Source organism: Pseudomonas sp. GW822-FHT04H02 (assembly GCF_058800645.1).
The window spans coordinates 92,394-105,260 of the sequence record NZ_JBXAMM010000005.1; the positions used below are offsets into that span (position 1 = coordinate 92,394).

At 63.7% G+C, this 12,867-nt stretch carries 13 protein-coding genes; 2 read left to right on the plus strand and 11 right to left on the minus strand.

The window, feature by feature from the left end; translation table 11 throughout:
- Positions 1 to 52: 52 nt before the first annotated feature.
- From recG to exbB, 5 genes are all read right to left on the minus strand, one after another.
- Positions 53 to 2,128: an ATP-dependent DNA helicase RecG gene (gene recG / locus AC1RMG_RS22310; RefSeq protein ID WP_493170316.1), complete on the minus strand. Its 2,076-nt coding sequence runs from the start codon at positions 2,126 to 2,128 to the stop codon at positions 53 to 55.
- A gap of 9 nt (positions 2,129 to 2,137) precedes the next feature.
- On the minus strand, positions 2,138 to 3,058 hold the full coding sequence (locus AC1RMG_RS22315; RefSeq protein WP_011064238.1) for a hydrogen peroxide-inducible genes activator: 921 nt from the start codon (positions 3,056 to 3,058) through the stop codon (positions 2,138 to 2,140).
- 148 nt (positions 3,059 to 3,206) lie between these two features.
- Positions 3,207 to 3,959, minus strand: coding sequence for an energy transducer TonB family protein (locus AC1RMG_RS22320; RefSeq protein WP_011064237.1), 753 nt, complete (start codon positions 3,957 to 3,959; stop codon positions 3,207 to 3,209).
- On the minus strand, positions 3,956 to 4,384 hold the full coding sequence (exbD, locus tag AC1RMG_RS22325; protein ID WP_011064236.1) for a TonB system transport protein ExbD: 429 nt from the start codon (positions 4,382 to 4,384) through the stop codon (positions 3,956 to 3,958). Before exbD ends, AC1RMG_RS22320 begins: the two co-directional genes overlap by 4 nt.
- 6 nt (positions 4,385 to 4,390) lie before the next feature.
- Positions 4,391 to 5,395: a tonB-system energizer ExbB gene (gene exbB / locus AC1RMG_RS22330; RefSeq protein ID WP_015637473.1), complete on the minus strand. Its 1,005-nt coding sequence runs from the start codon at positions 5,393 to 5,395 to the stop codon at positions 4,391 to 4,393.
- 190 nt (positions 5,396 to 5,585) lie between these two features.
- Between exbB and AC1RMG_RS22335 the strand changes: the two genes are divergently transcribed.
- On the plus strand, positions 5,586 to 6,443 hold the full coding sequence (locus AC1RMG_RS22335) for an SDR family oxidoreductase (protein WP_493170318.1): 858 nt from the start codon (positions 5,586 to 5,588) through the stop codon (positions 6,441 to 6,443).
- Between the two features lie 121 nt (positions 6,444 to 6,564).
- Here AC1RMG_RS22335 and AC1RMG_RS22340 read toward each other — a convergent pair whose 3' ends face one another.
- The 6 genes from AC1RMG_RS22340 to AC1RMG_RS22365 all read right to left on the minus strand — a co-directional run bounded on the left by AC1RMG_RS22340 (position 6,565) and on the right by AC1RMG_RS22365 (position 11,855).
- Complete coding sequence (locus AC1RMG_RS22340; RefSeq protein WP_011064233.1) at positions 6,565 to 7,305, minus strand: hypothetical protein; 741 nt, start codon at positions 7,303 to 7,305, stop codon at positions 6,565 to 6,567.
- A 55-nt stretch (positions 7,306 to 7,360) separates the two neighbouring features.
- Entirely contained in the window at positions 7,361 to 7,741 is a 381-nt protein-coding gene (locus AC1RMG_RS22345; protein WP_007921133.1) for a RidA family protein, read from the minus strand.
- A gap of 24 nt (positions 7,742 to 7,765) precedes the next feature.
- Positions 7,766 to 9,871: a bifunctional GTP diphosphokinase/guanosine-3',5'-bis pyrophosphate 3'-pyrophosphohydrolase gene (spoT, locus tag AC1RMG_RS22350; RefSeq protein ID WP_011064232.1), complete on the minus strand. Its 2,106-nt coding sequence runs from the start codon at positions 9,869 to 9,871 to the stop codon at positions 7,766 to 7,768.
- Between the two features lie 57 nt (positions 9,872 to 9,928).
- Positions 9,929 to 10,192, minus strand: coding sequence for a DNA-directed RNA polymerase subunit omega (gene rpoZ / locus AC1RMG_RS22355; protein ID WP_007921129.1), 264 nt, complete (start codon positions 10,190 to 10,192; stop codon positions 9,929 to 9,931).
- A gap of 168 nt (positions 10,193 to 10,360) precedes the next feature.
- Positions 10,361 to 10,981 carry a guanylate kinase gene (gene gmk, locus AC1RMG_RS22360; protein ID WP_011064231.1) on the minus strand — a complete coding sequence of 207 codons (621 nt, stop codon included), beginning with the start codon at positions 10,979 to 10,981 and terminating at the stop codon, positions 10,361 to 10,363.
- A gap of 10 nt (positions 10,982 to 10,991) precedes the next feature.
- A complete protein-coding gene (locus AC1RMG_RS22365) occupies positions 10,992 to 11,855 on the minus strand; it encodes a YicC/YloC family endoribonuclease (protein ID WP_015637471.1) in 864 nt (287 codons plus the stop codon).
- A 272-nt stretch (positions 11,856 to 12,127) separates the two neighbouring features.
- Between AC1RMG_RS22365 and rph the strand changes: the two genes are divergently transcribed.
- On the plus strand, positions 12,128 to 12,850 hold the full coding sequence (gene rph / locus AC1RMG_RS22370; protein ID WP_011064229.1) for a ribonuclease PH: 723 nt from the start codon (positions 12,128 to 12,130) through the stop codon (positions 12,848 to 12,850).
- Positions 12,851 to 12,867 lie beyond the last annotated feature (17 nt).

The window sequence follows — 12,867 nt, forward strand, 5'->3', positions numbered from 1 at the left end:
GACGAGTATAACCAGCTTGGTTATGGCGAGGGTTCACTAACTGAGTGTTGGTTCACACTTGGCCGTATTGCTGTCCGTGGCGCAGCCAGCGCTCCAGCAACGGGCTGACATGGTCCGGCCAGCGCTCCAGCAGGGCCTGGGCGGCATCGCGTACCGCCGGCAGCAGGTCGGCGTCGCGCATCAGGTCGGCGACCTTGAATTGCAGGAGGCCGGTCTGCCGGGTGCCGAGCATTTCCCCGGGGCCGCGCAGCTCCAGGTCCTTTTCGGCGATGACGAAACCGTCGTTGGTTTCACGCATGATGCCCAGGCGCTGGCGACCGATCTGTGAAAGCGGTGGGTGGTAGAGCAGCACGCAGTGGCTGGCGGCGCTGCCGCGCCCGACCCGGCCGCGCAGCTGGTGCAACTGGGCCAGGCCCAGGCGTTCGGGGTTTTCGATGATCATCAGGCTGGCATTGGGTACGTCGACCCCGACCTCGATCACCGTGGTGGCCACCAGCAGTTGCAGGTTGCCGGCCTTGAACTCGGCCATCACCGCGGCTTTCTCGGGGGCCTTCATGCGGCCGTGGATCAGCCCTACGCGCAATTCGCCGAGGGCGCTGGAAAGGTCTTCGAAGGTGGTTTCCGCGGCCTGGCAGGTCAGTTCCTCGGACTCTTCGATCAGGGTGCAGACCCAGTAGGCCTGGCGCCCTTCCGCGCAGGCGGCGCGTACCCGCTCGATGACTTCGATGCGCCGGCTGTCGGTCACCAGCACGGTGTTCACCGGGGTGCGACCGGGAGGCAGTTCGTCGAGGATCGAGGTGTCCAGGTCGGCGTAGGCGCTCATGGCCAGCGTTCGCGGGATCGGCGTGGCGGTCATGATCAACTGGTGCGGGCACAGGCGGCCGCCCACGCCTTTCTGGCGCAGGGCCAGGCGCTGCTGCACGCCGAAGCGGTGCTGTTCGTCGATGATCACCAGGGCCAGGTTCTTGAACTGCACTTCGTCCTGGAACAGCGCGTGGGTGCCCACCACCATCGGTGCGCCACCGGCAATCTGTTCCAGGGCTGCGCTGCGGGCCTTGCCCTTGAGCTTGCCTGCCAGCCAGGCGACTTCCAGGCCCAGCGGCTCGAGCCAGCGCTTGAAGGTGATGAAGTGCTGCTCGGCGAGGATTTCCGTCGGCGCCATCAGTGCCACCTGGTAGCCGGCCTCCAGTGCCTGCAGGGCGGCCAGGGCGGCGACCACGGTCTTGCCGGCGCCCACGTCGCCCTGGATCAGCCGCAGCATGGGCTCGGGCTGGCTCAGGTCGTAGGCGATCTCGTTGCCCACGCGCTGTTGCGCGCCGGTGGGAGCGAAGCCCAGGTTCCTCAGGTACTTGACCGGCAGTTTCCTGGCCAATGGCAGCACCGGGGCGCGCTGTGAGCGCAGGCTGTCGCGCAGACGCTGCTGGGACAGCTGGTGGGTCAGCAATTCCTCGAACGCCAGGCGGTGCTGGGCCCAGTGGTGCCCCAGGGCCAGTTCGTCGACATCGGCGTCCGCCGGCGGGTGATGCAGGTAGCGGATCGCATCGTCCAGGGGCGCCAGCTGATAGTCCCGGGCCAGCTCTTCCGGCAGCCAGTCGGGCAGGCTGCGCGGGCCCAGCAGGGCCAGGCTCTGTTGGCACAGCAGGCGCAGGCGCTGCTGGGTCAGGCCTTCGGTCAGGGGGTAGATCGGTGTCAGGGTCTGGTCCACCGGCGGCGGCTCGTCGCCGCTGATGGCACGGTATTCCGGGTGGTAGATCTCCAGGCCCGAGGCACCGGGCCGGGCTTCGCCATAGCAGCGCACGCGGGTGCCGCGCTTCAGGCCGTCCTTCTGCGCATTGCTGAAATGGTAGAAGCGCAGGCTCAGGCCGCCGGTACCGTCCTGCAGGCGCACTAGCAGGCTGCGGCGCTTGCCCATGACCACATCGGCGCCACTGACGGTGCCTTCGATCACAGCATCCTGGCCAGGGCGCAGGGCGCCGATCGGCACCACGCGGGTGCGGTCCTGGTAGCGCAGGGGCAGGTGGAACAGCACGTCCTGAAGGTTTTCCAGGCCGACCTTGGCCAGCTTCTCGGCCATGGCTTCGCCGACGCCCTTGAGTGCCGTGACCGGCACTTTCGACAGCTCAGTCATTGCGAGCGCTTAACTCGCGGCGGGCGGCTTGGCCACCGAGCACAGGCGGATCGAGTCGGCGAGGATCTCGATGGCCTTGGGCCGCGGGAAGCTGGCGCGCCAGGCGATGGCCACGGTGCGGAACGGCACGGGCGGGGTCAGGGGGCGGACTTCGATCACCCCGGGGGCGTAGTGATGGCTGTCCACGGCCGACAGCGGCAGGATCGAGATGCCCAGGCCGGAGGCGACCATGTGGCGGATGGTTTCCAGGGAACTGGATTCCACGGTGGTGTGCTTGGCGCCGTCGTTGCCCTTGGTCAGGGTCGGGCAGGCCTCCAGGACCTGGTCGCGGAAGCAGTGGCCTTCGCCCAGCAGCAACAGGCTCTTGTCGTTGAGCAGGTTGGCGTCGATGGTTTCCTTCTTGGTCCAGGGGTGGCCGCTGGGCATCAGCACATAGAAGGGTTCGTCGTACAGCGGCAGGGTCAGGACATCGGCCTCGTTGAACGGCAGGGCGATGATGATCGCGTCCAGCTCGCCGTTGCGCAGTTTGTCGCGCAGTACGTGGGTGAAGTTCTCTTCTATATACAGCGGCATCTGCGGGGCGACCCGGTGCAGCTGGGGAATCAGGTGCGGGAACAGGTAGGGGCCGACGGTGTAGATCGCCCCGACCTTGAGCGGTGCGGTCAGCTGGTTCTTGCCGGCCTGGGCCAGCTCACGGATACCCTGGGCCTGCTCCAGGACCTTTTGCGCCTGGGCGACGATGGTCTCGCCCACCGGGGTCAGGCGCACGGCGCTCTTGCTGCGCTCGAAAATCAGCACGCCGAGTTCGTCTTCAAGCTTTTTCACGCCGACCGACAGGGTGGGCTGGCTGACATGGCAGCGCTCGGCGGCATGGCCGAAGTGCTGCTCTTGGGCGAGGGTAACGATGTAGCGCAATTCTGTAAGAGTCATAGCGGGCGTCCGTGAGGTTGCGGCCAAGCATAACGGCTGCAATCGATAGACGCACGTTATCAGACCGAGGGTGGAATGCGACACCCGTCAATGCCTGCTCCAGGCGACACAAACGCGAAGGGCACCTTGAAGGTGCCCTTGCGGTGGATCAGCGGCGGCCGCGGCTGCGGTCGATCTCGTAGTTGTACGAGGCGGTGATTTCCACGCTGCCGTTGTTGAGCATGTCTGCCGGTGGCTTGGGCAACGGCTGGGCACGACGGATCATGTCCAGGGTGGCCCGGTCCAGATCGGCATTGCCCGATCTGCCTACCAGCTCATAGGACAGCACCTTGCCTTCGGCATCGACGACGAAGCGCAGGGAGTTGGTGCCTTCCTTGCCTCGACGCTGAGCCTCGCTCGGATAGCGCTTGTACTTGGCCAGGTGCGCCTGCAATTCCCCCTGCCAGTTAGCCTTGGCGGCGGCCTGGGCCGGTGACGGGCCAGGGGTCGCAGGAGCGGGCTGCTTGGACGGAGCCGGTGTGACCGGGGCGTCGCTGGGCTTTTCCTCGGAAGGCTTTTCCTTGGGCGGCTCAGGCTTGACCACCGGCTTTGGCGGTTGCGGCTTGGGCTTCTGCTTCACCGGCTTGGGTACCGAGATGGTCGGCTTCGGCGCTTCGGCCAGTTTCGGCAACGGCAGTTCTTCCACGGGGGCCGGCGGTTGTGGTGGGGTCACCACTTTCGGCGGCGCCGGTGGAGGCGGCACAGGGGCAGGTGCCAATTCCACCACCATGGCTTGGGGGGGGATGGGCATGGGCTGTGGCTTGGACCAGTTGAGGGCGAGCAGGATCGCCAACCCATGGACGCCCAACACCACCGCCAGGCTACCGCTGTAACGCGTCAGTCTTTGGCGCGTCGTGATCATTTCTTGGCTGCCGTCTCAAGTCCGACCAGGCCGACTTTCAGGTAGCCGGCCGCGCGCAGGGTGTCCATCACACTCATCAGGTCGCCGTAATCCACACCTTTGTCGGCCTGGAAGAAGATGGTCGTGTCTTTCTTGCCCTGGGTCCGGGCGTCGAGGATGGCGCCAAGGGTTTCAGCCTTGACTTCGTCTTCGCCGAGGAACAGGCGCTTGTCGGCCTTGACGCTGAGGAACACCGGTTTTTCCGGCCGCGGCGCCGGTTTGGCGCTGGAGGCGGGCAGGTCGACCTTGATGTCCACGGTGGCCAGCGGTGCGGCCACCATGAAGATGATCAGCAGCACCAGCATCACGTCGATGAACGGCGTGACGTTGATCTCGTGGTTTTCGGCCAGGTCGTCGCCTGCGCCTTCTTTCAAATGCAAGCCCATGGCTGATTACCCCACTTTCACCATGTGCGGTTGTGCGGAGCGCTCGTTCGGCTGGTGATCCAGGTCGCGGCTGACCAGCAGCAGGACCTCGGCCGAGGCGTCGGTGACCTGGGCCTTGTAGCCGGTGATGGAGCGGGCGAAGACGTTGTAGATCACCACCGCGGGAATCGCGGCAACCAGGCCCAGGGCGGTGGCCAGCAGGGCTTCGGCGATACCCGGGGCAACCACGGCAAGGTTGGTGGTCTGGGTTTTGGCGATGCCGATGAAGCTGTTCATGATGCCCCACACGGTGCCGAACAGGCCGACGAACGGCGCGGTGGAACCGATGGTGGCCAGCACGCCGGTGCCGCTGCTCATGTTGCGGCCGCAGGCAGCTACCAGGCGCTCCAGGCGGAAGCTGACGCGCTCCTTGATGCCTTCCTTCTCGCGGCTGTTGGCCGAGAGGCGCATCTCTTCCAGGGCATCGTGCACCAGCAGGTTGGCCAGGGTGCCCTCCTTGGTGGCGGTGGCGCTGGCTTCCTTGAGGGTGGTGGCCTTTTTCAGTGCGGCGATTTCAGTGCGCAGGCGGCGCTTGGCACCCATCAGCTCGAAGCCTTTGGCGATCCAGATGGTCCAGGTGATGATCGAGGCGATGGCCAGGCCGATCATCACCAGTTTCACGATGATGTCGGCGTTCTGGTACATGCCCCACGGCGACAGGTCATGGGCCATGCCCAGGGTGTTGTCGGCCTCCAGGACTTCAGGAGCGTCTTCGCCGATAGCGGGCTGGCCTTCGGCCTGGACTGGCTCGCCGGCCACTGGGGCTGCGGCTGGAGCGGTCGGGTCGGTGGCCGTATGTTCAGCGGCTGGAGCGGTCGCGGCAGGGGCTGCGGCGGTGGCTGGGGCGTGCTGGTCGGCAAAGGCTGCGGTCGGTGCCAGCAGCAGGCTGCACAACAGCGCTGCAACCGCGCTCATGGCGCGCAGCGGGCTTGGGCGTTTGGTTGGCGAGACGGAGAGTTGGTTGCTTGTCATGCTGGCCGGACCTGAGAGGAGAAAAGGGTGAAATGTCCTTCTAGGCCTCGCAGGGCCGAGAACAAAATGGGCGGTTATTATTGCAAGTAATTCTTGTTAACAGAAGTAATAGAGTATCTTTTTTTCCTTGATTGCTAGCCGTTCGTCCAGTGCGAGGGCTAGTCTTGACCTTTCCCAAAGGAGTTTTCTGATGTCCTCCCCCTCTGTATTGATCGCCGGTTGCGGTGATGTCGGTAGTCGCCTGGCGACTCAACTGCTGGCCGAGCAATGGCAGGTTTACGGCCTGCGTCGCAACGTATCGCGCTTGCCACAGGGGGTGGTGGGCATTGCAGGTGACCTGTTCAGCGAGCAATGCCCCGGGCAATGGCCGCAGAAGTCGCCGGACTATCTGGTGTATTGCGCGGCGGCCACCGAGCATGACGAAGCCGGATATCGCGCGGCTTATGTCGATGGTCTGCAGCATGTACTGGGCTGGCTCAAGCAGCGCGGCCAGGCGCCCAAGCGTTTGCTGTTTGTCTCCAGCAGCAGCGTTTATGAGCAGAAGGACGGTGAGTGGGTCGACGAGACTTCCGTGGCCGAGGCCCTGGCCTACTCCGGACGCATGATGCTGGAAGCCGAGCAGGTGGCTCTGGGCAGCGGTATTCCCGCCACTGTGGTGCGCTTGACCGGCATCTATGGCCCGGGTCGCGAGTGGCTGCTGACCCAGGTGCGCCGGGGTTATCGCGTGGCGATCGAGCCGCCGTTGTACGGCAACCGTATTCACGCGGACGATGCCGCGGGCCTGCTGGCGTTCCTGATCAAGGCGGACCGCAGTGGCACGGCGCTGGATGATTGCTATATCGGCGTGGACGATGCGCCCGCGCCTCTGGCGGAGGTCGTCGACTGGCTGCGCGATTACCTGGGCGTCACCGAATGGGCGGACGATGCCAGCGTGCGTCGTACCGGCAGCAAGCGTTGCAGCAATGCCCGGGCCAGGGCGCTGGGCTGGGTGCCGCGCTATCCGAGTTATCGCGAAGGTTATGCTGCGATTCTGACGACGCAGGGCTAAGTTGCCCGAGCAGCTTGGGGTCGCGGTCGAAGGCTGCGACCGGCTTCCCGAGGGCGTCGCTGCCGACAGGCCGAAGGTCCGGTGGACCTTGTCGCAGCCTGCGGCAGCGGCTACAGGGTAGTTACTGCTTTTCCAGCAACCACTGCTGGCTGCCCGGCGTCAGCGAGGGCACTTCATCCGCCAGGGCGGTATTCACCGCCTGGAAGATCTCCAGCTGTTGATCCTTGCGCACGAAGATCCAGGAGTTGCCCTGGCCGTTGAGCTGCAGCCAGATGCTATCGTTGCCGCCGCTCATCGAGGCGCAGTCGCCAGCCAGGCACAAGGCGTAGCGATCGGCGCCCGGCAGGCCCTGGACGGCGCCGTTTGCCTGGAACTGCACCTCGTTGCCCAGGCCCGGTCCGTTGACGATCTTCCACTTGCCACCCAGATACGCCGAGTACAAGGCGCGCTCGAAGTTGGCGCCTAGCGGCGCGCCTTCGGGGGCGGGGTCTTTGGGGCGGTCGAAGACCTGCTCGGGCTCATTGTCGTTGGCCACTTGCAGCAGTTGCTTGCCGTTGCGCTTCAAGTCGGTGGCGGCGCTGCCATAGAACTCGACTTTTGCAGTGCTGGAACCGTCGCCGATGATCTTGCCTTCGACGGTTTCGAAACCGTTGGTGTAGCGGGCCTGGCCAGCCTTGGTATTGAGCTCCCATTCCAGGTTCGGGCCGTAGGCCTGGAGGGCTTCACGCAAAGGGCCGCCCTTGGAGGCTGCGTCGATCGCTACCTGATTGATCCAGATGCCGCCCACATCGTTTTTGGCGGGGTCGCTGGCACAACCGCCGAGCAGTACGGCGAGCAGCGAAACAGCTAGCGCTTGGCGCATGACGAAATCCTTTCAGAACGAAAACGGCGCAGCCTTGAGGGCTGCGCCGCGGGTGTTACTCGATGACCAGAATGGCATCCATTTCAACCTGTGCACCCTTTGGCAGGGCGGCCACGCCAATGGCGGCGCGGGCTGGGTAAGGCTGTTGGAAATACTTGCCCATGATCTCGTTGACCTTGGCGAAGTGGCTCAGGTCGGTGAGGAAGATGTTCAGCTTGACGATGTCCTTGAACGAACCGCCAGCGGCCTCGGCTACCGACTTGAGGTTTTCGAACACCTGGACGGTCTGGGCTTCGAAGCCTTCCACCAGCTCCATGGTCTTGGGGTCCAGAGGGATCTGGCCGGACATGTAGACGGTGTTGCCAGCCTTGATCGCCTGGGAGTAGGTGCCGATGGCAGCAGGTGCCTTGTCGCTGGTGATAACTGTCTTGGTCATGAATGACTCCTTGTAATGGACGGGCTACGCACGCATGCGGGTGATGCGGATGACCCCGGTCAGGGCGCGCAGTTTCTTGATCACGCGGGCCAGGTGTACGCGGTCGTGCACGCTGACCACCAGTTGGACCACGCTGATGCGACCATCGCGTTCGTCCATGCTGATTTTCTCGATGTTGCCGTCGGCGGCGTTGACGCTGCTGGCCAGCAGCGCGATCAGGCCGCGTTGGTGTTCCAGTTCTACGCGCAGTTCGACGTTGAATTCGCCGGTGACATCCTTGGCCCAGGAGAGCTGGATGCACTTTTCCGGGTTATGGCGGATTTCGCTGATATTGCGGCAGTTGTCCAGGTGCACCACCATCCCCTTGCCGGCGGACAGGTGGCCGACGATCGGATCGCCCGGGATCGGCGTGCAGCACTTGGCGTAGCTCAGCACCAGGCCTTCGGTGCCGCGGATTGCCAGCGGGCCTTCCGGGCTTGGCAGCTGTTCGCCTTCGCCCAGCAGGCGGCGCGCCACAACGTAGGCCATGCGGTTGCCCAGGCCGATGTCTTCCAGCAGGTCTTCGATCAGTTCCAGGCGGTATTCCTGGAGAATCGCCTGGATGCGTTCGGCCGGGACCTTTTCCAGGGAGCTGTCGAAGCCGTTGAGCACCTTGTTCAGCAAGCGTTCGCCGAGGCTGATGGACTCGGAGCGGCGCTGCAGCTTGAGAGCATGGCGGATATGGGTGCGGGCCTTGCCGGTGACCACGAAATTCAGCCAGGCCGGGTTCGGGCGCGCGCCCGGGGCGCTGACGATTTCCACTGTGGAACCGCTTTGCAGGGGTTCGGACAGCGGCGCCAGGCGACGATTGATCCGGCAGGCGATGCAGCTGTTGCCGACGTCGGTGTGTACCGCGTAGGCGAAGTCCACCGCGGTGGAGCCTTTGGGCAGCTCCATGATCCGGCCTTTGGGCGTGAACACGTAGACCTCGTCCGGGAACAGGTCGATCTTCACGCTCTCGATGAATTCCAGGGAGTTGCCGGCGCGTTGCTGCATTTCCAGCACGCCCTTGACCCATTGGCGGGCGCGGGCGTGAGTGCCTTTGGGCTGTTCGTCGCCACTGGATTTGTACAGCCAGTGGGCGGCGATGCCGTTATTGGCCATTTCTTCCATTTCCCGGGTACGAATCTGGATCTCGATCGGTACTCCGTGCATGCCGAACAGCGTGGTATGCAGCGACTGATAGCCGTTGGCCTTGGGAATGGCGATGTAGTCCTTGAAGCGTCCCGGCAGCGGCTTGTACAAATTATGTACAGCGCCGAGTACGCGATAGCAGGTGTCTACCTTGTCGACGATGATGCGGAACGCATAGACGTCCATGATCTCGTTGAAGGCTCGACGCTTGCCGCGCATCTTCTTGTAGATGCCGTACAGGTGCTTCTGGCGACCGCTGACCTCGCCCTGGATGCCGTCGATGGCCAGGCAGTGGCTGAGGGATTCCTCGATCTTGTTGACGATTTCCTTGCGGTTGCCCCGGGCGCGCTTGACCGCCTGGTAGATCCGCGCGGAACGCATCGGGTGCATCGCCTTGAAGCCCAGGTCTTCGAATTCGATGCGGATGGCATGCATGCCCAGGCGGTTGGCGATGGGGGCGTAGATCTCCAGGGTTTCCTTGGCGATCCGCCGACGCTTCTCGCCGGAAAGTACTTCCAGGGTGCGCATGTTGTGCAGGCGGTCGGCCAGCTTGACCAGGATCACGCGAATGTCGCGGGCCATGGCCATGGCCATCTTCTGGAAGTTTTCCGCTTGGGCTTCGGCCTTGGTTTCGAAGTTCATCTGGGTCAGTTTGCTGACCCCATCCACCAATTCGGCCACGGTTTCGCCGAACTGCGCGCTGAGCGCTTCCTTGGCGATGCCGGTGTCTTCGATGACGTCATGCAGCATCGCGGCCATCAGGCTCTGATGGTCCATGTGCATGTCGGCAAGAATGTTCGCTACCGCGAGTGGGTGCGTGACGTACGCCTCGCCGCTGCGACGGCGTTGACCGTCATGGGCTTGTTCGGCGTAGAAATACGCTCGGCGGACCAGATTGACCTGGTCCGTGCCGAGATAGGTCGATAAGCGATCGGCGAGGGCGTCTATGCTCGGCATGATGTCTCCTGCCGTAAGCTGTGATCCCGCGCCGTGCTACGTCGACCAGGCATAGGCTCAGACGGCCTCGTTGGACTCGTCCTCGAAAGCAGCGAAAAGCGGCTCATCTTCAACGATTTCGGCTTCGGCGATGGCTGCGTAGTCGATCAGGCCTTCAGCGATTTCGCGCAGGGCGACAACGGTAGGCTTGTCGTTTTCCCATGCTACTTTCGGCTCTTTGCCGCCGGTGGCCAGTTGACGGGCACGCTTGGTAGAGAGCATGACCAGCTCAAAGCGGTTATCCACGTGTTCTAGGCAGTCTTCAACGGTTACGCGGGCCATGGTCTTCCTCGTAGCAAATGCAATATGCGCGCTGCCCGGATGGGCGAGCGGACTCGACAGTTTAAAAAATCACCAGCGTTAAGGGAAGCGCTGATTTTTTAACCAAGCCCTTCAACGCGCTGCAAGTGCCAATGTAAAGCGCTTGCAGCGGTTTTGGGAAGTGCTGTTTTAACCCAGGAGTTCAGCCAGCAATTTGCCGAAACGCTGCTGCTGGCGTTTCTGTTGCAGCTGATTGGCGCGGAAAATCGCCTTCAGGTCGCCCAGCGCGTGGGCGAAATCGTCGTTGATGATCAGATAGTCGTAGTCGACGTAGTGGCTCATTTCGCTGACGGCTTCGCGCATCCGCCCGTCGATGACCTCGTCACTGTCCTGCCCACGGTTGGTCAGGCGCTGGTGCAGGGCTTGCAAGGACGGTGGCAGGATGAAGATCGAACGGGCCTGGGGCATCAGCTTGCGTACTTGTTCCGCGCCTTGCCAGTCGATTTCCAGAATCAGATCGTGGCCTGCGTCCAGGGTTTGCTGCAGGTGGCTTTGCGAGGTTCCGTAGAGGTTGCCGAACACTTCGGCGCGCTCCAGGAAGTCCCCGTGCTCACCCATCTTCACGAACGTCTCGCGGGAGACGAAGTGATAGTTCACGCCGTCCACCTCACCGGGGCGCATGGCACGGGTGGTGTGGGAGACCGAGACGCGAATCTCCGGTTTGGCGTCGGTCAGGGCCTTGACCAGGCTGCTCTTGCCCGCGCCCGACGGCGCGGAAATGATGTACAGGGTGCCGGTGCTGTGGGTCATGTCAGTTGCCTTACTCAATATTCTGCACTTGTTCGCGCATCTGCTCGATCAACACCTTGAGGTTGACCGCAGCTTGGGTGCTGCGCGGGTCGAAGGCCTTGGAGCCCAGTGTGTTGGCTTCGCGGTTGAGTTCCTGCATCAGGAAGTCCAGGCGCCGCCCGGCCGCGCCGCCGGACTTAAGCACGCGACGTACTTCAATGATGTGGGTGCTCAGGCGGTCCAGTTCTTCGGCGACGTCGCTTTTCTGTGCCAGCAGCACCATCTCCTGTTCGAGACGGGTCGGATCCAGCTCGGCCTGCATGTCGGCGAAGCGGTCGAGGATCTTCTGGCGCTGGGTCGCGAGCATCTGCGGGACCAGTTCACGCAGGGTCGCCACGTCTTCCTCGATGGAGGACAGGCGTTCGTCGATCAGCCTGGCCAGTTCGGCGCCTTCCCGTTCGCGGCCGTTCTTCAGTTCCTTCAAGCCCTGGTTGAACAGGGCCAGGGCGTCACTGTTCAAGGCTTGCGGGTCAGTGGCGTCGGCCACCAGTACGCCCGGCCAGGCCAGGACTTCCAGAGGGTTGAGCGCGGCCGGCTGCTTGATCAGGCTGGCGACGGACTCGGCGGCGGCGACCAGTTGCGCGGCGCGCTCGCGATCCACCTGCAGCGGTTTGCCGGCGGTTTCCTCGATGAAGCGCAAGGTGCACTCGACCTTGCCGCGGGACAGGCCCTGGCGCAGGGCTTCGCGGACCGCGCCTTCAAGGTCGCGAAAGGCTTCCGGCAAACGCAGGTGCGGCTCCAGGTAGCGGCTGTTGACCGAGCGCAGTTCCCAGCTCAGGGTGCCCTGAGTGCCTGCCCGTTCTACCCGGGCGAAGGCGGTCATGCTGTGCACCATGGAGGTACCTCCGATTCAGCGCCGGCACCAACCGTGAGGGGGTTGGGCGGGCCTGATAAAGATGAATTGAAGCCGACAGGCTGCGAAGGCGCAGGATTGTAGCGCAGTGCGGTCGGAGCCCCCAAACCCTGGTGCTGCCAATGCATTGCAGCTCGTCGCAACAGGACTCATCCGCGGTGTAAATGCTCCTTTGACCTTTTTAGGCGTGCCCTGGCGCGGTTGCGGGCTTTATAATGCTCGGCAGTTTTCCGTCCCCGTACAGGTGTTCCCCTATGAAACGTCCAAGTGGTCGCGCCGCCGATCAGCTCCGCTCGATCCGCATCACCCGCAACTACACCAAACACGCCGAGGGATCTGTACTGGTCGAGTTCGGTGATACCAAAGTGATCTGCACGGTCAGCGTCGAGAACGGTGTGCCGCGCTTCCTCAAGGGCCAGGGCCAGGGTTGGCTGACTGCCGAGTACGGCATGCTGCCGCGGGCTACCGGCGAGCGTAACCAGCGCGAAGCCAGCCGTGGCAAGCAGGGCGGTCGGACCCTGGAGATCCAGCGCCTGATCGGCCGTTCGCTGCGCGCCGCACTGGACATGTCCAAGCTGGGCGACGTCACCCTGTATGTCGATTGCGACGTGATCCAGGCCGACGGCGGTACTCGTACCGCATCGATCACTGGCGCCATGGTGGCCCTGGTCGACGCCTTGAAAGTGATCAAGAAGCGCGGTGGCCTGAAAGGCGGCGATCCGCTGAAGCAGATGATCGCCGCGGTATCCGTCGGCATGTACCAGGGCGAACCGGTCCTGGACCTGGATTATCTGGAAGACTCGGCTGCCGAAACCGACCTCAACGTTGTGATGACCAGCACCGGTGGTTTCATCGAAGTGCAGGGCACTGCCGAAGGTGCGCCGTTCCAGCCGGCTGAACTGAATGCGATGCTGGCCCTGGCCCAGCAAGGCATGAACGAGATTTTCCAACTGCAGCAAGCCGCGCTCGCCGATTGATGGGCGCAGGTCTTCAG

Bases quoted from the DNA above. Each gene is read 5' to 3' on its own strand.
- rph (WP_011064229.1), top strand. From the start codon at position 12,128: ATGAAACGTCCAAGTGGTCGCGCCGCCGATCAGCTCCGCTCGATCCGC.
- exbD (WP_011064236.1), bottom strand. From the start codon at position 4,384: ATGGGCTTGCATTTGAAAGAAGGCGCAGGCGACGACCTGGCCGAAAAC.
- AC1RMG_RS22340 (WP_011064233.1), bottom strand. From the start codon at position 7,305: ATGCGCCAAGCGCTAGCTGTTTCGCTGCTCGCCGTACTGCTCGGCGGT.
- spoT (WP_011064232.1), bottom strand. From the start codon at position 9,871: ATGCCGAGCATAGACGCCCTCGCCGATCGCTTATCGACCTATCTCGGC.
- gmk (WP_011064231.1), bottom strand. From the start codon at position 10,981: ATGACCCACAGCACCGGCACCCTGTACATCATTTCCGCGCCGTCGGGC.
- AC1RMG_RS22320 (WP_011064237.1), bottom strand. From the start codon at position 3,959: ATGATCACGACGCGCCAAAGACTGACGCGTTACAGCGGTAGCCTGGCG.
- recG (WP_493170316.1), bottom strand. From the start codon at position 2,128: ATGACTGAGCTGTCGAAAGTGCCGGTCACGGCACTCAAGGGCGTCGGC.
- AC1RMG_RS22345 (WP_007921133.1), bottom strand. From the start codon at position 7,741: ATGACCAAGACAGTTATCACCAGCGACAAGGCACCTGCTGCCATCGGC.
- exbB (WP_015637473.1), bottom strand. From the start codon at position 5,395: ATGACAAGCAACCAACTCTCCGTCTCGCCAACCAAACGCCCAAGCCCG.
- AC1RMG_RS22315 (WP_011064238.1), bottom strand. From the start codon at position 3,058: ATGACTCTTACAGAATTGCGCTACATCGTTACCCTCGCCCAAGAGCAG.
- AC1RMG_RS22335 (WP_493170318.1), top strand. From the start codon at position 5,586: ATGTCCTCCCCCTCTGTATTGATCGCCGGTTGCGGTGATGTCGGTAGT.
- AC1RMG_RS22365 (WP_015637471.1), bottom strand. From the start codon at position 11,855: ATGGTGCACAGCATGACCGCCTTCGCCCGGGTAGAACGGGCAGGCACT.
- rpoZ (WP_007921129.1), bottom strand. From the start codon at position 10,192: ATGGCCCGCGTAACCGTTGAAGACTGCCTAGAACACGTGGATAACCGC.